The sequence below is a fragment of the Pseudoruminococcus sp. genome (genome assembly GCF_047012705.1).
Classification (GTDB): Bacteria; Bacillota; Clostridia; order Oscillospirales; family Acutalibacteraceae; genus Pseudoruminococcus.
Window position 1 is genome coordinate 9,666 of record NZ_JBKXNW010000006.1, and the last position, 19,294, is coordinate 28,959.

Annotated in this window: 17 protein-coding genes; 1 reads left to right on the forward strand and 16 read right to left on the reverse strand. The window is 36.7% G+C overall.

Annotated features, from left to right (window positions below; all coding sequences use genetic code 11):
- The 5 genes from ACLU24_RS06950 to ACLU24_RS06970 form a co-directional block, all read right to left on the reverse strand.
- Window positions 1-1,132: hypothetical protein (locus tag ACLU24_RS06950; RefSeq protein WP_412611351.1), on the reverse strand; the 1,132-nt coding region annotated here is incomplete at its 3' end.
- Between the two features lie 12 nt (window positions 1,133-1,144).
- Complete coding sequence (rlmB, locus tag ACLU24_RS06955; protein ID WP_412611354.1) at window positions 1,145-1,912, reverse strand: 23S rRNA (guanosine(2251)-2'-O)-methyltransferase RlmB; 768 nt, start codon at window positions 1,910-1,912, stop codon at window positions 1,145-1,147.
- Window positions 1,913-2,372: 460 nt separating this feature from the next.
- The gene (locus ACLU24_RS06960) at window positions 2,373-3,566 is read right to left on the reverse strand and encodes a ComEC/Rec2 family competence protein (protein ID WP_412611357.1); all 1,194 of its coding nucleotides are present in this window, start codon (window positions 3,564-3,566) and stop codon (window positions 2,373-2,375) included.
- 4 nt (window positions 3,567-3,570) lie between these two features.
- Complete coding sequence (locus tag ACLU24_RS06965) at window positions 3,571-5,100, reverse strand: phosphohexomutase domain-containing protein (protein WP_412611358.1); 1,530 nt, start codon at window positions 5,098-5,100, stop codon at window positions 3,571-3,573.
- Window positions 5,101-5,122: 22 nt separating this feature from the next.
- On the reverse strand, window positions 5,123-6,088 hold the full coding sequence (locus ACLU24_RS06970; RefSeq protein ID WP_412611360.1) for a hypothetical protein: 966 nt from the start codon (window positions 6,086-6,088) through the stop codon (window positions 5,123-5,125).
- A gap of 189 nt (window positions 6,089-6,277) precedes the next feature.
- Here ACLU24_RS06970 and ACLU24_RS06975 point away from each other — a divergent pair, with 189 nt between their 5' ends.
- Window positions 6,278-6,754 (forward strand): DUF4830 domain-containing protein, encoded by a 477-nt coding sequence (locus ACLU24_RS06975; RefSeq protein WP_412611362.1) that lies wholly within the window; start codon window positions 6,278-6,280, stop codon window positions 6,752-6,754.
- Between the two features lie 52 nt (window positions 6,755-6,806).
- On the opposite strand, the gene gatB is transcribed toward ACLU24_RS06975, so the two are convergent.
- The 11 genes from gatB to ACLU24_RS07030 all read right to left on the reverse strand — a co-directional run bounded on the left by gatB (window position 6,807) and on the right by ACLU24_RS07030 (window position 19,069).
- Window positions 6,807-8,225, reverse strand: coding sequence for an Asp-tRNA(Asn)/Glu-tRNA(Gln) amidotransferase subunit GatB (gene gatB, locus ACLU24_RS06980; RefSeq protein ID WP_412611364.1), 1,419 nt, complete (start codon window positions 8,223-8,225; stop codon window positions 6,807-6,809).
- Window positions 8,226-8,240: 15 nt separating this feature from the next.
- Window positions 8,241-9,671: an Asp-tRNA(Asn)/Glu-tRNA(Gln) amidotransferase subunit GatA gene (gene gatA, locus ACLU24_RS06985; RefSeq protein ID WP_412611630.1), complete on the reverse strand. Its 1,431-nt coding sequence runs from the start codon at window positions 9,669-9,671 to the stop codon at window positions 8,241-8,243.
- Between the two features lie 56 nt (window positions 9,672-9,727).
- Window positions 9,728-10,012 (reverse strand): Asp-tRNA(Asn)/Glu-tRNA(Gln) amidotransferase subunit GatC, encoded by a 285-nt coding sequence (gene gatC, locus ACLU24_RS06990; protein ID WP_242972097.1) that lies wholly within the window; start codon window positions 10,010-10,012, stop codon window positions 9,728-9,730.
- A gap of 32 nt (window positions 10,013-10,044) precedes the next feature.
- Window positions 10,045-11,793: an aspartate--tRNA ligase gene (aspS, locus tag ACLU24_RS06995; protein WP_412611367.1), complete on the reverse strand. Its 1,749-nt coding sequence runs from the start codon at window positions 11,791-11,793 to the stop codon at window positions 10,045-10,047.
- Between the two features lie 287 nt (window positions 11,794-12,080).
- Complete coding sequence (locus ACLU24_RS07000) at window positions 12,081-13,742, reverse strand: hypothetical protein (RefSeq protein ID WP_412611370.1); 1,662 nt, start codon at window positions 13,740-13,742, stop codon at window positions 12,081-12,083.
- A gap of 23 nt (window positions 13,743-13,765) precedes the next feature.
- Window positions 13,766-14,485 carry an ABC transporter ATP-binding protein gene (locus ACLU24_RS07005; protein ID WP_412611373.1) on the reverse strand — a complete coding sequence of 240 codons (720 nt, stop codon included), beginning with the start codon at window positions 14,483-14,485 and terminating at the stop codon, window positions 13,766-13,768.
- A gap of 401 nt (window positions 14,486-14,886) precedes the next feature.
- Window positions 14,887-16,209: a CdaR family protein gene (locus ACLU24_RS07010; RefSeq protein WP_412611375.1), complete on the reverse strand. Its 1,323-nt coding sequence runs from the start codon at window positions 16,207-16,209 to the stop codon at window positions 14,887-14,889.
- Window positions 16,175-17,086, reverse strand: coding sequence for a diadenylate cyclase CdaA (cdaA, locus tag ACLU24_RS07015; protein WP_412611377.1), 912 nt, complete (start codon window positions 17,084-17,086; stop codon window positions 16,175-16,177). The genes ACLU24_RS07010 and cdaA overlap by 35 nt, the downstream gene beginning before the upstream one ends.
- 95 nt (window positions 17,087-17,181) lie before the next feature.
- The gene (locus ACLU24_RS07020; RefSeq protein WP_412611379.1) at window positions 17,182-18,336 is read right to left on the reverse strand and encodes an aminotransferase class V-fold PLP-dependent enzyme; all 1,155 of its coding nucleotides are present in this window, start codon (window positions 18,334-18,336) and stop codon (window positions 17,182-17,184) included.
- The gene (locus ACLU24_RS07025; protein WP_412611381.1) at window positions 18,333-18,563 is read right to left on the reverse strand and encodes a putative Se/S carrier protein; all 231 of its coding nucleotides are present in this window, start codon (window positions 18,561-18,563) and stop codon (window positions 18,333-18,335) included. The genes ACLU24_RS07020 and ACLU24_RS07025 overlap by 4 nt, the downstream gene beginning before the upstream one ends.
- A gap of 95 nt (window positions 18,564-18,658) precedes the next feature.
- Complete coding sequence (locus tag ACLU24_RS07030; protein WP_412611382.1) at window positions 18,659-19,069, reverse strand: PH domain-containing protein; 411 nt, start codon at window positions 19,067-19,069, stop codon at window positions 18,659-18,661.
- Window positions 19,070-19,294: the final 225 nt, after the last annotated feature.

The following is a 19,294-nucleotide window of genomic DNA, read 5'->3' on the forward strand; positions in this document are numbered from 1 at the left end:
GCTTTTCATCAGATTCTGTTTTAATTTCCACTACAACAGACTTTTCATCAGATTCTGTTTTATTTTCCGCTGCAACAGGCTTCTCATCAGATTCTGTTTTAGTTTCCGCTACAACAGGCTTTTCATCAGATTCTGTTTTAATTTCCACTACAACAGACTTTTCATCAGATTCCGTTTTAGTTTCCGCTACAATAGACTTTTTATCAGCTTCCGCATTATCCTGACTATTATTTTCTTTTGTCTTATCTTCCGTCAAAGCAAAATCTGTATTTATAGTTGTATTCTGTGCAGCAACTTTTAATAAATCTGGTTTGTCATCTTTTTTCTCATCATCTGATGCTTGATAAACAATATTTTCCTTATATTCCTCATCAAAATCAAGCGGATTAGCATTTTTTGAACGCTCTACTCCACTACTTGTACTGAATATAACATCGTCATCATAATTCTCATCATCTTCAAACCCGAGATAATATAACGCTTTTTCTTTTGCAGTAGAAAGGAACTTAGAGAATTTTGACTTAAAGCTTGGTTTTTCATCTATATCTTGAGAAAAATCTTCTGAAATTTTTTCTTCCTGTTCGTCAGATTCGTTTTTTTCAATTTTCTGTTCAGTTTGCTTTTGGATATCAGCAGTATTATCTACTTCATTATTGGAATCTTGATTTTTAATTTCAGACTTTTTTTCCTCATTTTGGGATTTTTTTTCTGGTATATCAGCTTGATTTTTTTCTTCTGTAATTTCAGCAAGTTTTTCATCAGTAAGCTTAGGAATTTTCATAGTAATAGTTGTAACACCCTTTGATTCTTCTTCAGCCTTAACTATAACTACTGCTTCTTTTTTAGCACTCTCTGTAACTTTTTTGCTAAGGTCAAGAATTTCCTGGCTATCGCTAAGCTTCATAGAGGAAGTTTTCTTTTCAGTTTCAGATACGGAATTTTGCTGATTACTGTTTTTCTTTTTTATGCGTCCGAAAATTCCACGAATTGCAGATTCTTCCTCCAACTGATTTTCTTTCGATTCAACATCGCTTTTATCTTTAATTTCACTAAAAACATCACCGAAATCATCAGTCATATCATTAAGAGCTTTATCTTCCAATTTGTCTGGAGTTCTTTTTTCCTCTGACATTGAAATTCCCCCTTATTTAGCTTTTATTTCAAGTCGCTGGCGCGTAAATTCATACATAAGAACACCAGCAGCAACAGATGCATTAAGAGAATTAATTTTTCCGAGCATAGGTAAGGATAATATCACATCACATTTTTCCTTAACAAGCCGCTGCAAGCCCTTACCTTCAGAACCTATTACCAAAGCACACGCACCTCTGAGGTCGCTAGTGCAATAGGTTTCACCGTCCATATCAGCACCGTATACCCAGAGTCCTTTTTCCTTAAGTTCATCAATAGTTGCAGGAATATTTGTAACTCTTGCAACCGGCATATATTCATATGCGCCTGCAGATGCCTTACCAACAGAAAATGTCAGGCCTGCGGCTCTGCGCTTTGGTATTATAACACCATGAGCGCCTGCACATTCAGCAGTACGGATAATAGCACCGAGATTATGTGGGTCTTCTATATTATCAAGTATAATTATAAAAGGTTTCTCACCTTTTTCTTCTGCTATTTTAAGAATTTCATCGACACTAACATACTCTTTTACCGCTGCCACAGCAATTATTCCCTGATGATTAGCATTACCACACATAAAATCGAGCTTTCTGCTATCAACCTCTTTAATCGGAATACCCTTTTCCTTAGCTTTAGCAACAATAACTTTAACCGAACCGCTCATTTCACCATGAGCAACAAGTAGTCTTTCGATAGAACGCCCGGATTTAAGTGCTTCTGAAACAGGATTTCTGCCCGCTATAATATCCTCGCCTTTTTCAAAATTATCATTTTTCAAACTACATTCACCCTTCTATATGAAAAATATCTCGAAAAAATAAAAAATACACCATTAAAAGTCATTCCATAAAATTATATCATAAATAAACTCAAATTTAAAGTAACTTTGCAAATACTTTTACATTTTCTTGCAAATAAATACATAGTACATATCTGTTTTAAAATGCTATAAATAATTTTTTGAATCATACCAAATAAGCTTTTCTAATCAAATAACACTCATTGTCAATAAAGGCTTGAAAATTTTGGAACTTATGCTATACTATAATTATTAAATGAAAGGATAATTACTATGAATAACAATAAAAAACGAAAGCTTATCATAAGAATTGTTGCACTTGTTCTTGCAGGGCTTATGGTTGTAAGTATCTTCAGTATACTCCTTTCAACCATACATTTCTAAAATAAGCACAAAATCAAAACCGAGGTCAGCACCTTTGCTAACCTCGGTTTTTTACTTAAGCTGCACTTGCAATTGATTCTTCTGTTGTTTCCTTGGAAGTCTCATTTTCTGTGTTGCTTTCTGTTTTACTATCTGATGATTCAGACTCTGTACTTGACTTAGTTACAGATTCATCAGTCGCTGAACTTTCTATTGATGAAGCAGTTTCCTTATTAACTTGTTTTTCAGGCGTCAATTTAAGCTCATTCATACCATCAGATTTAAGAGTAATTGTACCATTTAAATCTGTACGGAAAACTTTAGTTTCATTTTGCTCAAGAGTTTTAAGTGTTTCCTGATGAGGATAACCCTCACTATTATTCGCACCACAAGAGATAACCGCATATTTCGGAGCAACAGCCTTTATAAATGATTTTCCAGAGGCTGCCGAACTTCCATGATTGCCAATCATAATAACATCTGAAGTTATATCAATACCATTATCAATGATTTCCTGCTCAGAATAATTTTCTGCATCACTCATAAATATAAATTTCTGCTGACCATATTTTAAAAGTACGGCTGTTGAATAGTTATTCAAGTCGCTATATGCACTATCGTTCGGTGAAATTATATCTACTGTAAGAGAGAGAGAAAAATAAACATGTGTTCCGCTACTTGCATCAAGCTTAACCAGCTTTTTGGCTGAAAGTGCTTCTGTGAAGCTTTTATATACTTCTGATACATTTTTCTCTGTTTCATATGCATCAATAATATCCTCTATATTTGGTGCATAAACCCTGCCTATATCAAAATTTTCTATGACACTTGGCATACCGCCTATATCGTTAACATCAGCATTAGTTGCAATAAGATAATCTATTTTTTCAATTTTCTCATTTTTCAGATAGCTCACAAGCTTATCGCCATTTTCCTTAGAACCTGCGTCAATAAGAAGATTTTTACCATCAGGAAGCATAACCAAAGTAGAATTACCTTGCCCAACATCAATATACTTTATCTCAAGACCGTTTCTCTTGACAGCTTCCACTTTTTTTTCAGAATCTTCGCTTGATTCTACTTTTGAAACTGTGCTAACAACTGATGAATCCTGAGATGAAGTTTGTGCAACAGGTTTCTGTTCCTGATTTCTATTTGTTTGTGATGATACTATCAACGCAATAACCGCAGCAATAACTGCAAGAGATAAACCTACAATAAGTGATGGAGTACCTGCTCTTCGGTTATAGTTCTTATTACTGCTACTCAATTAATCAACCCCTTCCTAAAGCTTTAGAAATGCCTGAAGAATCAAGCTCGGTAAATTCCTTAAAGAAACCCTCTAATTTTTTAAGAATTGTTTCAACGCCACCAACGCTGTTACTTTCAATATTCATAGGCATAATTGGGTCATGTACACTCAATCTAAGTAAGAACCAACCATCTCCATTATTTTTATCAAATGATACTCGAATACCTTCATGATTATCAGGTGCTATAATAAATTCAGGCTGTTTCTCAGCATATTTTGTAAGGTTTTCAATAACATTTTCTCCATACGCTCTGAAATCATCTGTAAGAATATTCATTCTTATTTCCTTGCTTTCTACTGGTTCAGCAAGATTTTCAAGAAGCGATTCAAGAGTTTTTCCTTCTTTTCTGAGCTGTGCAAGCTTAATAATAATTTTTGTGCAAAGATACGCACCGTCATCGAGGAAATAATTTTCTCTCATAGCTGCATGACCTGAAGTTTCAATCGCAAGTGGGCAGTTTACACCCATTTCGTTTTGTCTGAGAGCCTCATTGATTACATTTTTATATCCACGCTTAAAGCGGAGATGCTTTCCACCAAGCTCATTCTCAATAAAGTCTTTAAGTCCGCTTGAAGTAATGGAATCTGTTACAATAAGACCGCCCTCGTTGCCCTCAAGTGCTATAGCTGCTGCGATTGCAACAAGTCTGTTTCTGTTGATTTCATTTCCGCTTGAATCAACAGCACCGCCTCTGTCAACATCTGTATCAAATATAACGCCCAAATCAGCGTTAGCCTTCTTAACCGCCAAACAGATTGAAGCCATAGCCTCTTCGTTTTCAGGGTTAGGTATATGATTAGGGAACATACCGTCCGGTTCAAGGTAAACACTACCTTCTGTGTCTGCGCCAAGTGGCTCTAAAACATCAGAAGCATAGAATCCGCCTGCGCCATTTCCAGCGTCAACGACAATCTTAAAGCCCTTAAGGGGCTTGTCATAATCTTCCGCATTAACAGCTTTTTTGATTATGTCACGAAGTCCGGCGGCATAATCTTTCATATAATTATATTTAGTAATAGTTCCGCCTGAAACTCTTTCAGATGTTTTGCCGTCTTGTGCGAATTGAAGAATTTCTTCTATATCTTCAGCCTCAAGACCACCATCTCTCGTAAAGAATTTAAGTCCGTTGCGGTAGAACGGGTGGTGGCTTGCTGTAATCTGCAAAGCACCGTCACAAGCTAAATCAACTGTAGTCATAAACATAGCCGGCGTACTTGAAAGACCGCAGTCGATAACCTCTGCACCACTTTCCTTCATAACATCAGCACAAAGACCAAGTATATGTTCACCGGAAATTCTTGAATCTCGTCCAACAGAGATTTTAAGTTCAGTTGGCTTTTTATTGACCTTATTACTAAGCCAAAGCACAAAACCACCTGCCATAGCACGAACAGCTTCATCTGTCAAATTGACCTTATTTTCTTTATATTCAACTGCAACTCCTCTTATGTCTGTACCACTTTTAAATTGCTTCCATTCACGATTAAGCATTATATTTTCCCCCGATAAATTATTATTCAGCCTTTTTAGTAAGGTCAACCTCATAGCCATTGAAAGTTAAGGTCATCTTATCGCCCTTTAAAAGATAGGGAATAGTAACTGTATTAACCTCTCCGTTATACATATACTTAACTATTATAGCATCGTAACCGTCATCGCTTTCTCCGAAATTATAAGTACCCTCGATTTTTGAATCTCCAGTATCTTCAGAGAATCTTCCGTCCTTAGTAAATGTATAAATTATACCATTCGCATCCCACTTACCAACAACGCCAGTATTAGGTTTAAAATCATCATCAGGATTTAAGGCATAACTATTATCGGATTGTGTAAATTCCATAACCTCATCGCCATTAGTAAGCTTTAGTGTCCTGCCATTAAATATATTACCGGAAACCTCGTAATTATAAGAATAAACACTTTGATATGCGGAGAAATAAAGTTGTAAGATATTTTCATTAGCCTCAGAAGTTGTCTTATTATACCAACCGGACCAACTTCTTCCACCATTTATCATTTTTGCAGACGGAGAGTTAGATTCTTTATCAGAAAAATAAGACTTTTCATTTTCAAAAAAGCTCATTCTTTCTGTATTTTCAAAATCAAATTTCATAGTTGCAGTTTTGGTTTTACCTTCACTGTCAGTAATCTTAACATCTGTTGCCCAAACGCCAGAAATATCTTTATTAAAAAAAGTATACCAAGCACCAAAAGATAATGCTGTCACCACAAAAATAGACGCTGCAACCACAAGCGTTCTATTTTTGTGTTTTTTAGCTTTTGGACTTTCTTCATCAATATCTGCATTGCTATCTTCAATATCTTCAAGTTCAGTAGCTGTTTCATCAGCTGAAATTATTTCAGAATTATCCTGACTATCCTCTATATTGTTTTCAGCTTCAGACGATACTGTGTTTTCATTAACTTCTTGAGTTTCTTCGCTTTCAAATTGATTTTCTATATTATCATTTAGACTCATAATCTACCTCCGACTATTCGTGAGTATATTTATCTCTATTATATTTATATAGATTATATTTTACATTAAAATCGTACTAAATACAATAGCTACACAGAAAATTATAAAAAATGTAACCATTAGTGATATTTTTAGAAATATTTTCGTTTGGAATTTCATATTATTTTATAAATAAAGGAGCGTGTTTTTATGTTCATAGTTTCAGTAAAGCCTAAGAAAAAAACGGTAATAATCGTAAGTGCTATTGTCGCAGCAGTAATTATGCTTATAATCGGAATCACCATATTGTCAACCGCTCCCTCAAGTGCTAATGGAGAAAAAGGTTCATACAGCCTTGAGGCTGATGGGAATGCCGGAAGAATCGAATTTTTAGAACAATTCGGCTGGAAAACTTCAGGCAAAGCAACTAAAACCGAAAAAATTACAATCCCATCAGAATTTAATGAAGTTTACACAAGCTATAATGAACTTCAAAAACAACAGGGCTTAGACCTTACGAAATATAGTGGCGAGGAATGTACTAAATATACATATAAAATTCTTAACTACGATAGTAAGAGTAAAATCGTTGCAAATCTTCTTGTGCTTGATAATAAAGTTATCGGCGGTGACATAAGCGAAACAAAAAAAGATGGTTTTATGCAAACCTTCTATAAAAACAAATAGCAACAAAAATACCGTCACAGGCTTATCTTTCTGTGACGGTATTTTTAAGGCTTTAAGCCTTAGCAATAAGCTCTTTTATTTTAGCCTCAGCGGCAACAGCGTCTGCCTTGCCTCTTGAATTTTTCATAACAAAACCAACAAGTGATTTAATTGCCTTTTCTTTGCCGTTTTTATAATCGTTGACAGCATTAGGATTAGATTCAACAGCCTGTTCGCAAAGCGAAATCATAGTTGCCTCATCAAGACCACCCATATCGCTTTCTGAAATAAATTCAGTTGCCTTTTTGCCTGTATCAAGCATTTTTTCGAGTGTACTCTTAGCGAGGTTCATCTTAATCTTGCCATCATCAATAAGCTTAATAAGCTCACGCAAATCCTCTGCACTAACTTTAATATCAAAAGCTTCCTTATCACTTTCTGTATCAAGTCTGCGGAAAATCTGACCGATAATGAAATTTGCGGCAGTTTTCGGATTTTTTGTACCCTTACTTGCTTCCTCGTAAAATTCAGCAATCTTGCGATACTTTGTAAGAAGTGCTGCATCTGTTTCGGAAAGTCCAAGCTCGCTGACATATCTTTCAGCTTTCTGTACAGGAAGTTCAGGAAGAAGATTTCTAAGTTCCTCAACTTCTTCTCTTGAAACACTTATAGTAACAAGGTCAGGGTCACGGAAGTAGCGATAATCGTTAGCGTCTTCCTTGCCACGCATACTTGAAGTAGTATTTGTAACATCATCATAGCGAAGTGTTTCCTGAATAACCTTACCACCATTTTCAAGAATATCAACCTGACGCTCAAACTCATATTCCATAGCTTTTGCAATAAAGTTGATTGAGTTCATATTCTTAATTTCTGTTCTTGTGCCAAGCTTATCACTGCCAACCTCACGAACAGAAATATTAACATCGCATCTCATAGAGCCTTCCTGCATCTTGCAGTCAGAAACTCCGATATATCTCATAATAAGCTGAAGCTTTTCAACATATTCTCTTGCTTCCTCAATAGACCTTATATCAGGCTCGGAAACAATCTCAATAAGTGGAACTCCACCTCTGTTATAGTCAACAAGAGTATCTCCGTGACGATGAATAAGCTTACCTGCGTCCTCTTCAATATGGATTCTTGTAAGACGAATCTTTCTGCCGTTTGAGAGCGGAATATATCCGCCTACGCACAATGGCATATCAAACTGTGAAATCTGATAAGCCTTTGGGAGGTCAGGATAGCAGTAGTTCTTTCTGTCCATCTTTGCAATTTCAGGAATAGTGCAGTTTGTTGCAAGACCTGCCATAACTGCATAACGGACAACCTGACGATTAAGCTTAGGAAGTGTACCTGGTAAGCCTATACAAATCGGACAGCAGTGAGTATTAGGGTCACCGCCGAATTGAGTTGTACAACCACAGAAAATTTTTGTCTTTGTTGAAAGCTCAACATGGGTTTCAAAACCCGCAACCATCTCATATTTCATTATTTGCAAACCTCCTTATAGCTTTACGCCAAAATCAGAAGCCCTAAATGCCTCTGGAACAGCTGTTTCATACTGATGTGCCACATTAAGTATAGTAGCCTCGGAGAAGCTGTCACCGATAAGCTGCATACCGATAGGCATACCCTTTGCGTTAAATCCGCATGGAACAGAAACAGCAGGAAGTCCGCAAATATTTACAGGAACTGTGCAAATATCAGTAAGATAGGTTTCGACAGGGTCGCTTATAGCATTACCATTCTCAAAAGCTGTCATAGGAACAGTTGGTGCAAGAATTACATTGCACTTTGTAAATGCCTCTTTGAAAGCATTTACAATAGTACCTCTGAGGTTCTGAGCCTTTTTATAGTAAGCGTCATAATAGCCTGAACTCAAAACATATGTGCCAAGAAGTATTCTGCGTTTAACTTCATCGCCGAAACCTTCACTTCTTGTTTTCTTAACCATATCGTTTACATCGTCATAATGCTCTGCCTTAAATCCATAACGAATACCGTCATATCTGCCAAGGTTAGAAGATGCCTCTGCACAAGCAAGAATATAGTAAACCGGAAGTGCATACTTCAAAACCGGTAAATCAAAGTAAACAATCTCCGCACCAAGTGACTCATAAACCTTTGCTGCATTCATAACAGCTTCACTAACATCGTCACGAACGCCTTCAATATACTCCTTTGCGATACCAATTTTCATACCCTTGATAGAATTGTTAAGAGTATCAACAGTAGCTGCACCCTGTCTGCCACGAGAAGTTGAGTCCATTTTGTCATATGCAGAAATTGCATCAAAAACAATAGCTGCGTCCTCAACAGAAGTTGTTATAGGTCCAATCTGGTCAAGACTTGAAGCATAAGCAATCAAGCCATATCTTGAAACCGCACCATAGGTTGGCTTTAAACCTACAACACCGCAAAAGCTTGCAGGCTGACGGATAGAACCACCTGTATCAGAACCCAAGCCATATACAGCAATATTTCCACCAACAGCAGAAGCTGCACCGCCTGAACTTCCTCCGGCAACATGATTTATGTTGTGAGGGTTCTTAGCTCCGCCAAAGCAAGAAGTTTCGCAAGATGAACCCATTGCAAATTCGTCCATATTGGTTTTGCCAAGGAGAACTGCGTTTTGCTTTTTAAGAATATTCCAGACTGTTGCATCGTAAATCGGAACATAGCCCTTGAGGATTTTTGAACAACAGGTTGTTTCAATTCCGTCTGTTGAAATATTATCCTTGAGAGTCATAGGAATACCCTCAAGTGGGGAAAGCTTTTCGCCCTTAGAGATTTTCTCGTCGACCTTTTTCGCAGTGTCCAAAGCAATCTCAGGAGTTTTCTTAACATAGGCGTTAAGTTCGCCGTTGCTCTTTTCTATTTCGTCAATATATGATTGTGTAAGCTCTGTGCAAGAAATTTTCTTGCTCTCTAACATATCAGCTAATTTTTTTATGTTTCCTCTTGAACTCAATTACTTCACCACCTAAAAATTTATGCACGCTTTTTAACAAGGAAATGACCATCATCAATATCCTTAGCGTTTCCGAGAATTTTATCTCTATCAAGAGACGGAACAACCTCATCTTCTCTGAGCACATTGCAAAGATTGTTGATATTATCAAAATCCGTACTTGCGTCCTCTGCATTATTGATAGTATCCGCAAATGCTATCATCTGTTCCATATCGGTTGTAAGCTTTGGTAATTCTTCCTCAGAAACAAAAAGCTTACTTAGTGTAGCAATCTTCAAAATTTCCTCGCGGTCAACCATTTTCATTCTCCCTTCTTATGAACTCATAATCTCCAATATTATCTAATCTTTATATGAATTTCTCTGAGTTGCTGTTCTGTAACCTCGTTTGGTGCTCCGAGAAGTACATCTTGTGCATTGCTGTTCATAGGGAACGCAATAACCTCTCTAATGTTTTCTTCATCAGTAAGAAGCATAAGCATTCTGTCGATTCCAGGTGCCATACCAGCGTGTGGTGGTGCGCCATACTTGAATGCTCTGTAAAGTGAGGAGAATTTCTGTTGTAAATCTTCTTCTGTATATCCTGCAATTTCAAATGCCTTAACCATAATATCGAGGTCGTGGTTTCTTACAGCACCAGATGAAAGCTCTATACCGTTGCAAACTATATCATACTGATATGCAAGAACATCGCAAGGGTCTTTTGTAAGAAGTGCTTCCATACCGCCCTGTGGCATTGAGAATGGGTTATGTGTAAAGATAACTGCTCCAGTATCCTCGTCATGCTCATACATTGGGAAGTCTGTTATGAAGCAAAGGTCAAAACGGCTCTTGTCGATAAGTGAAAGACGCTCTGCAACCTCTGTTCTGATTTGTCCTGCAAGCTTTGGTGCAAGCTCTTTGCTGTCAGCAATAAAGTAGATTACATCTCCAGCCTTAGAGCCATTGATTTCGATAAGCTTTTCTCTGTCGCCTTCTTTGAGGAACTTATCAATAGGACCATCAAATGTAAAATCTTCACGAACCTTAACATAGCCAAGTCCCTTCATACCAATAGAAAGTGCAAACTCTTCCATTTTCTTGAACCAGCTCTTTGACTGTGAAGCCGCGTTAGGAACATTTATACTGCGAACAGTCTTGCCTCTGAATGGTGCAAAATCTGTTTCAACAAACATATCGCTTATATCTTTAATGAGAAGTGGGTTTCTGAGGTCAGGCTTATCTGTACCGTAAGTTACCATAGCCTCTGCATATGGAATTCTGCGGAAAGGTGGCTTAGAAACCTCTTTATCTGAAAACTTAGAGAATGTTTCATAAAGAACTTCTTCTGCTACTGCAAAAACATCGTCCTGTTCTGCAAAAGCCATTTCAAAATCGAGCTGGTAGAATTCACCTGGTGAACGATCTGCTCTTGCGTCCTCATCTCTGAAGCAAGGTGCAACCTGGAAATACTTATCAAAGCCAGAAACCATCAAAAGCTGCTTGAAAATCTGAGGAGCTTGTGGAAGTGCATAGAACATTCCCTTGTGCTTACGGCTTGGAATGAGATAATCTCTTGCACCCTCTGGTGAAGATGCAGAAAGAATAGGTGTCTGCAGCTCAAGGAAGCCAAGCTCTGTCATCTTATTTCTAAGGAATGAAATAACCTGTGAACGAAGTACGATATTATCGTGAACCTTCTTATTTCTAAGGTCAAGGAAACGATACTTCAAACGAACTTCTTCCTTTGTTTCCTTAGATGTAGCAATTTCAAAAGGAAGTGCAACAGGAGCTTTTCCAAGAACAGTCAATGTGTCTGCGACTATTTCAACAGTACCCGTTGCAATTTTTGGATTATAGGTTTCCTCATCACGCTTAACAACTGAACCGCTTACTGTAAGCGAGCATTCCTTATTAAGTCCCTTGAGCATACTCTCATCGTGAATAACAACCTGAACAACACCATATTGGTCACGGATATCAAGGAACATAACGCCGCCGTGGTCACGAATATTTTCAAGCCAGCCGGCAACACGGACAGTTTGCCCTATATGACTCTCTCTCAGGTCACCGCAGTATAAAGTTCTGTAACAGTTCTCTCTTAACATAGATAAAAATTCCTTTCGTACTCATAAATACCGTCAAGAAAAATCTTAACAGTTCAATCACAAAATTAGGTTAGATTAAACAAATATAATATATTATATCATTATTGGCAGATTCTTTCAATATATTTTTTGCGTTGACTTTTTATTTATTAATAAAAAAGAAAAAAGTCTGTAAAACCAAATTTTAAAAGGTTTACAGACTTTTCAAATAATCATATTACTATATTTTAGAAAGCTTAACGCAAGCTTTTTAACTTTTATCGAACTTACGCTAAATAAAAATTCAATTACGCAGCAGTTTCATAGATATTCTTAGTTGCTCTTGTTTTACAAAGCAAATAGCTTATTCCACAAAATACAACCAAAGCAATCATTAAACCAATCTCTAACACAATTTCGCTTACTCCGACAAAGCTAAAAAGCAAATACGCAATAACACATAAAACCGCTACAAGTAATATTGAAAGTGCCATATTATAGAAAATATTATAATTTCCTCTCAAGGCATTAACTTCATCGTCCCATACAAGCTTAGGGTTAATAGAATCCATATAAACTCCGAAATATGATGCAAATATAACTGAAAATAAGCTTATAAGACAAGTGAAAAGTACAAACATACCATTCAATGAAAATAGTATTCCTGCAATTATAACATATATAATCATTCCTAAACCACTGATTAAAATTGCTACACTCGCCTTAATATTTATCTGCGTCATAAAATCTATGGGAATATATTTCATAAACGCAAAGTGACTTCCCTCTCTTGTAATTGAGCTTGAGGCTATGCTGTTTGCAGAGGTTATAAGCACTGAAATTCCTGATGCACAGAAAATAAATATAAGCCCGGCAGTAGCATTTCCGTTACTTAAATCTTTAAAGAATTTCCCCAAGAAATTATCAGGACCTTGTAATGCATAAACAAGATAAAGCAAAATCGGCCATACAAGATTTATCACAACGCAATTCATAAAATATGCTGGGGTTCTTACAAGAATAAGAATTTCTTTTTTGAAGTAACTTAATGAAACCGCCCTTGTTTTCAAGCCCTTTACAGTTTTACTGAAATCAACAGAGCGTTGCTTTTTAGAACCTGCACCGCTAATCCCTATAACGCCTTTAAAATACATAAGTTCTGCAAGAAGTAAAAATACAACAACTGCAACAATATTTATTGCAAGATAGATAACTATACCAAGAATATCTCCCGAAACACCTGAAACTATAAATCTTATATGTGGCAAAATAATATTCATAACATTCAAAAGTGAATTATCACTTGCAATAGCCTGTGTAATTGAATCTGTGCTGAAATCGCTCATATTTCCGCAAAAAAGCACAATTCCAAGAATTATAAACAATGTCAATACACCGGTTAGCTTGTTTACTCTGTCCTTGTTTTTAATAAAGTGAGTAAAGTACATAGTAACAAGAGCTATTATACCGCAATAAACCATAGGTATTATTGGAAGCGTCAGCATACATAATACAGCCACAAGCCACGACCATATCGGCAATCCCATAGCAAAAATATATCCCGCCATAGCCGCAAGAACTATCATAAACTGCATCATGTTTTCGCTTATCAATGCTGCTGTAAATTTTGCAGAAACTATCTGATAAGGTTTTAACGGCAACGGTAATATAGATTCCACATCAGCAGAAAAATAAAAAACATTATAAATTACATTCAGTCCAAATACAAATGAAAAAGCCGAAATCAAATGTAAAAATAGTGCTATTCCCTCTTCTTGACCTCCAAGCTGTGTAAGACCGCCAGTTATTGCATAAACAACAATTCCCACAAAAAATGATACAGGAAGCATTATGCCCAATAAGACTATAAGTGCCATAGCTGTATTAAAAATTTTCTTTCGCTTTTTCTCATCGTCGCTGAATTCCACCGATTTAATAAGTATATGTACAAATTTAAGATATAGTCGCATATAAATTCATTCCTTTCGATAATTTAATTTTCCGTCATCTCTAAGAAAATATTTTCGAGAGTTTGATTAAGATGCTGACTTTCAAGATTTTCAAGAGTACCATCATATAACAGATTACCCTTTTTAATAATGATAACCTTATCACAAAGCTTTTCCGCAACTTCAAGGACATGAGTTGAAAAGAAAACCGCATTACCCTTTTTAGCGTGTTCTCTCATCATTTCTTTAAGCTCATATGAAGACTTAGGGTCTAAGCCTGTCATAGGCTCATCAAGAATCCAAACAGGAGGATTATGCACCAAAGCCGCAATAACCATAAGCTTCTGACGCATACCATGAGAATAAGACATCATAGGCGAAGATAAAGCGTCAGTAAGCTCAAAGCGTTCCGCCAACTCACTTACACGCTTTTTTCTGTCATCGTCAGAAACTTTATAAACATCTGCAATAAAATTAAGAAATTCAATTCCCTTTAATCTTAAAAACATATCCGGACTATCAGCGATATATCCAATAGAACTTTTCGCCTGAATCATATTTTTCTTAATATCGAAACCGTTTATTTTTATTTTTCCGCTATCAGGCGGCAAAATTCCTGTAAGCATTTTTATAGTTGTAGTCTTACCAGAACCATTTGGACCGGTAAAACCAACTATTTCACCGCCACGAACCTCAAAACTAACATTATTAACCGCTTTTATAGTCTTATTATAAACCTTTGTAACATTTTTAAATTTTATCATACCCACATCACCTTATTTGTAAATTTGCACTATTTTAATAGCTTTTACAAATAAATTATATACTACTTAAACATACAAGTCAATGATAAATGAAAGCATATGCTTTATACTAGCAAGCCATATTTTTAAAATTAAAAGTTTCGCTCAAGGCGGAGTGACTCCGCAGTCAAAACGCAGAATCGCTCGGCTTTGCCTCGCTCGTAGTGAATTAGGGAAGATAGTTGACGCGGTCGAGGAAATTCCCAATTAACTACTGATTAGCTAACAAATTTTCCTAAGACCCTTAACATTCCTTTGTTACTAAAGAGGTGGACTTATCCACCTCTTAATTTTCTTGTGTTAGCAACATTAAAAAGAAGCCACAGCAGTTTATAATTCTGCTGTGGCTTCTAAAATTAGCCTTAATGATTTGAAGCTGACGAACTTGTATTTGATTTATTCGTAAGTGTAAAGGTTGCGTGATTTTCACCATCGGAATAATTCCACCAACAAGATTTATAGCCTTCTATACTGATTTGCAAAGGTTTGGTAATAAACGCCGCTGTAGATTCTGATTCCGTCAAGGTTGCGTAAAGTGTAATATCGCTCGCCTTCATAGCATTAACCTCGCTCTCAGGTCCTACTATCGTCACATTAAAGCTATCTCCCGAAAGCTTGCCCGTAACCCCCGAAACATTAGATCTAAGCTCCACATTACTTACAGTAAAGTTTTTAGAGGTAAATTTATCTGTATTAAATTTAAGTGTAACCTTTTCAATTCTATCAACATTCGTACACGATGTCGGAATCTCAATAGAAACGCTCATTGTTTTCCTTGTTGCCGAAATCTGCGAAAGGTCAACCGGTTCAGTTTTTATCTCAGTAATACTATCAATAACCTCGTCAGAAGCCGCAAGTTGAATATATCCGCTTTCAGGACTTGTAACAGAAACCCAATTATCAGGCATCTCCCAAGAGTCGGGAATATTTGTAAATTCAATCTTAATTGGAACTCGCTTAACTTTAAGAACAGGAACAGTAACCTGAACACTATTAAATTCAGCAGTTACATAATCGCTGGATACCTCCGCCCCATCTTCATCATAAAATCTCAGCGGAACATCAAAAGTCTTAGTTTCTGTAAGAGTTTCATTTGAAGTATACTCAGCTTTTACTGTTGCAATCCTTTTTATATCAGTTTCAGCACCAGAAAGTTTGACCGAATCAACCGAAAGCTGATTTTGCTGTTTAAGATATTCACTTCCCGCCTGAACCTGAACTTTCTCCTCTATCTTTAGAGTTTTTTCTGCTTTCCTATCAACATAAGCTGTAATTGTCGATGGAGTAACTGTTGAATCAAATTCATAGTCGCTAAGTATGCCCTGTTTTTTTGCACTAAGCTTCAATTTATATTCACCGGGCTTATTGACCTCTGAAACATCTGCCGAAACAAGAATATCACTGCTCTGAACAGAACCAATAACGAGCTTATTTCCCTTTATTCTAATTTCAGCTTTTATATCTTCAGCCTTCATAACCTCAAGCCCGTCTGAAAGATTTGGGATACTTATTGAAATATCTGTTATAGTCTTAACATCAGGGTCTGATGAGGTTGACGAAACAATTATCCAGATAACAAAAGCCATACAGATTGAAAAAATCAATATGTATTTATCATTATATAGGAAGTTATGAAAACTAAAATTTCTTTTAATCGTCCTCAGACTTCTTTTCCGATTTTTCATTTTTTCGTCCCCTTCTTAAACCCGAAATAATCGGAATTTTTTCTTCTGTGCTCTTAGGCTGTGGAAGTAATAAAGCTTCCAATTCGCCTTTTAGGGTTTCCTTAGTATAATCTCTTGTAAGTACACCATTAACGGCTATAGATATTGTACCAGTTTCTTCTGAAACTATAACAATAACCGCATCAGAATATTCACTTATACCAAGAGCCGCTCTGTGTCTTGTGCCAAGGTCTATACTAACTTGGTCATTTTGGGTCAACGGCAGAATACAGCCTGCAGCATAAACCATGCCGTCCCTTACAACCATAGCACCATCGTGAAGCGGAGCTTTATTAAAGAAAATATTTCCTATAATCGGCGTAGACGGTATCGCATTAAGAACTGTACCTGTATTTACAATTTCGCCCAATTTGGTCTGCCGCTCAAAAACAATCAAAGCACCTGTCTTTGTCTTATGAAACATATCGCATACATCTACAACACTATCTATGCAAGCTCTTGTATGCTGTACTGCTTCTTCTTCCGCAGGAGTTGATGCAAGACTTGTCCAATACTTTCCAAGCTTACTTCTTCCCATCTGCTCTAAAGCTCTTCTTAATTCGGGCTGAAATAAAATAAGAACCGCAAGAACTGAAAATTGGAAAAAGCTGCTGAAAAGTGAGCTTAACATTTTAAGATTAAATTGGAATGAAAGCGCAAACGCAATAATCAGAATAATTATACCCTTAACAAGCTGTTCCGCTCTCGTTTCACGAACCAGTTTTATCACGCTGTAAATTATAAATGAAACTGCGGCAATGTCAAGTACATCAGTAAGTCTAAAGGTATTCATAAGAGCAATAAAGCCGTTGAATGCCGACTGAACCCATTCCCACATATATTTCACTTCCTTAAAAAATAGACTGTATAATCCCGCAGGCAAATCGTCTGCGGGTATACTAACACTATCATATAATCTTTGGTAGGCATTTGTCAATGCTTTCTTAAATTATGAATAATTTTTAAAATAGCATTAACAAGATAATTCATATCGTTTCTTGTTGTAAACATAGATGGAGATACCCTTACAGCACCACCATCAATAGTTCCGAAAAACTCGTGTGCAAATGGCGCGCAATGCAAACCTGCCCTTACTGCAATTCCATATTTATCAAGCATAGCCGAAACAGTTTCACTATCCATACCCTCTATATTAAAAGACAAAAGCGGAACATAATGTTCGCTTTCAGGTCTATCAGTATAGAGCTTAACTTCCTTTATCTTAGAAAGCCTGTCATATAGATATTGTATAAGACGCATTTCGGAATTTGCTATATTAGTAATTCCACGCCTCATAATAAATTCTGTTGATGCCTTTAGCCCAACAATCCCTGGCAAATTCTGCGTTCCGCTCTCAAATCTATCCGGCAATATTTCCGGCTGTTCAAGAGAATATGAGTTACTTCCTGTACCCCCCTCAATAATTGTATCAAGGGTAATATCAGTATTAAATATAAGCATACCTGTTCCCATAGGACCATATAAACCTTTATGGCCGGCACAGCATAGGAAATCAATACCACTTTCTTTTAAATCTATTGGAACGATACCAGCCGCCTGAGCCGCATCAACTGCTATCGGAATACCGTAAAGATGTGCAAGAGCTGTAATCCTCTCAACAGGCAATTTTATTCCCCATACATTAGATGCATATATGCAAAATATCAGCTTAGTATCTTGATTTATTGCCTTACGGAATGAATCAAGCGTTTTATCATTATCATTAGGATAAACTCTTGCAACTGTATAGCTTATACCATTTTCAGAAAGCTTTTGCAAAGGACGCATAACGGCGTTATGCTCAAGACATGAAACAACAACATGATCTCCCGATTTCAAAAGACCTTTCAGAACCATATTACAAGCTATTGTACAACTGCCGGTAAAAACAATACTATTCTCATCAGGTGCATTAAAAAAACGCATAAGCGTATTTCTTGAATCAAACATTATCTGCGAAGATTTAATCGCAAGTTTATGTCCTCCTCTGCCCGGATTTGCACCATAGTTCGTAAATGAATTATTAACTGAGTTTATAACTACTCTCGGCTTTGGGAAAGTTGTCGCAGAATTATCAAGATAAATCACGGCACATTCTCCCTCTCCATTCTTCCGGCAACCCTTATGCCTGCCGCTTCAAGAATCTTTTGTGCCTCATCAGTCTTTTTAGGAACATATAAACTATATCCGCATGAGCTTCCACGAATGTGGCTCGGAGTACGCACTATATCGCTTCGTATACCATATCTCGAAAGAAGCTGTCGCCCTTTCATAGCATAGGTAACAGATGATACCATAATTAAAGGCTTGCCCACAAAATCACCTCACTGTTCTTTTATAACAGTTTATGCGGCAAGCCTTTATATTGCAACCTGATAAACAGATTTTCGCAAATATTATTCAATATGGATTAAAAACCGTCATCAAAATTATCATCAGGTTCAGCAACGCTCTGAGGGTCATATACCTCACCTTGACGAACTTTCATTCTGAGTCTTTCATTTTCAACAGCCTCTGCAAGACTATCTCTGAACGCTCTCGAATTTTTAATATTCTTAATCTCAAGAATAGGGTGAGAAGCGTCCTTAGATTTCACTGTAACAGTACCAAGCTTAAACATCTTCTGAAAAAGTGTCCTCGAAAGCTCCATATCTATAATACGATATAACAAAATCTCATTTTCTGTTGAACGCAAAAGTCCTTCATTAAGTATAATTCTCTTTGGAGTAAGTGTATATTTAGTAAATGTCCAAGGTATTCCAAAGAATAACCAACGCTTTCTTTCTTGCATTATTACATCTTTTGCATATTCTTCTGCCACGATACTTCTCCTCTTCTAAAAAATATAAAGCGGCGAGCCGCCGCTCCCAAGACGCGTAATCGGTTTTGCGAGCAAAACCTCGACATTCTTAATCACCTTATATTGCCGCGATTTAAAGTAATTACCAATGAACTACCGTAGCGGCGAGCCGCCGCTCCCAAGACGTGTAATCGGTTTTGCAAGCAAAAAACTCGACATTCTTAATCAACTTATATTGCCGCGGTT

Excerpts from the sequence above, each read along its gene's own strand:
- ACLU24_RS06965 (WP_412611358.1), bottom strand. The coding sequence starts at position 5,100 with ATGCTTAATCGTGAATGGAAGCAATTTAAAAGTGGTACAGACATAAGA.
- ACLU24_RS06970 (WP_412611360.1), bottom strand. The coding sequence starts at position 6,088 with ATGAGTCTAAATGATAATATAGAAAATCAATTTGAAAGCGAAGAAACT.
- ACLU24_RS06975 (WP_412611362.1), top strand. The coding sequence starts at position 6,278 with ATGTTCATAGTTTCAGTAAAGCCTAAGAAAAAAACGGTAATAATCGTA.
- gatB (WP_412611364.1), bottom strand. The coding sequence starts at position 8,225 with ATGAAATATGAGATGGTTGCGGGTTTTGAAACCCATGTTGAGCTTTCA.
- gatA (WP_412611630.1), bottom strand. The coding sequence starts at position 9,671 with ATGTTAGAGAGCAAGAAAATTTCTTGCACAGAGCTTACACAATCATAT.
- gatC (WP_242972097.1), bottom strand. The coding sequence starts at position 10,012 with ATGAAAATGGTTGACCGCGAGGAAATTTTGAAGATTGCTACACTAAGT.
- aspS (WP_412611367.1), bottom strand. The coding sequence starts at position 11,793 with ATGTTAAGAGAGAACTGTTACAGAACTTTATACTGCGGTGACCTGAGA.
- ACLU24_RS07000 (WP_412611370.1), bottom strand. The coding sequence starts at position 13,742 with ATGCGACTATATCTTAAATTTGTACATATACTTATTAAATCGGTGGAA.
- ACLU24_RS07005 (WP_412611373.1), bottom strand. The coding sequence starts at position 14,485 with ATGATAAAATTTAAAAATGTTACAAAGGTTTATAATAAGACTATAAAA.
- ACLU24_RS07010 (WP_412611375.1), bottom strand. The coding sequence starts at position 16,209 with ATGAAAAATCGGAAAAGAAGTCTGAGGACGATTAAAAGAAATTTTAGT.
- cdaA (WP_412611377.1), bottom strand. The coding sequence starts at position 17,086 with ATGTGGGAATGGGTTCAGTCGGCATTCAACGGCTTTATTGCTCTTATG.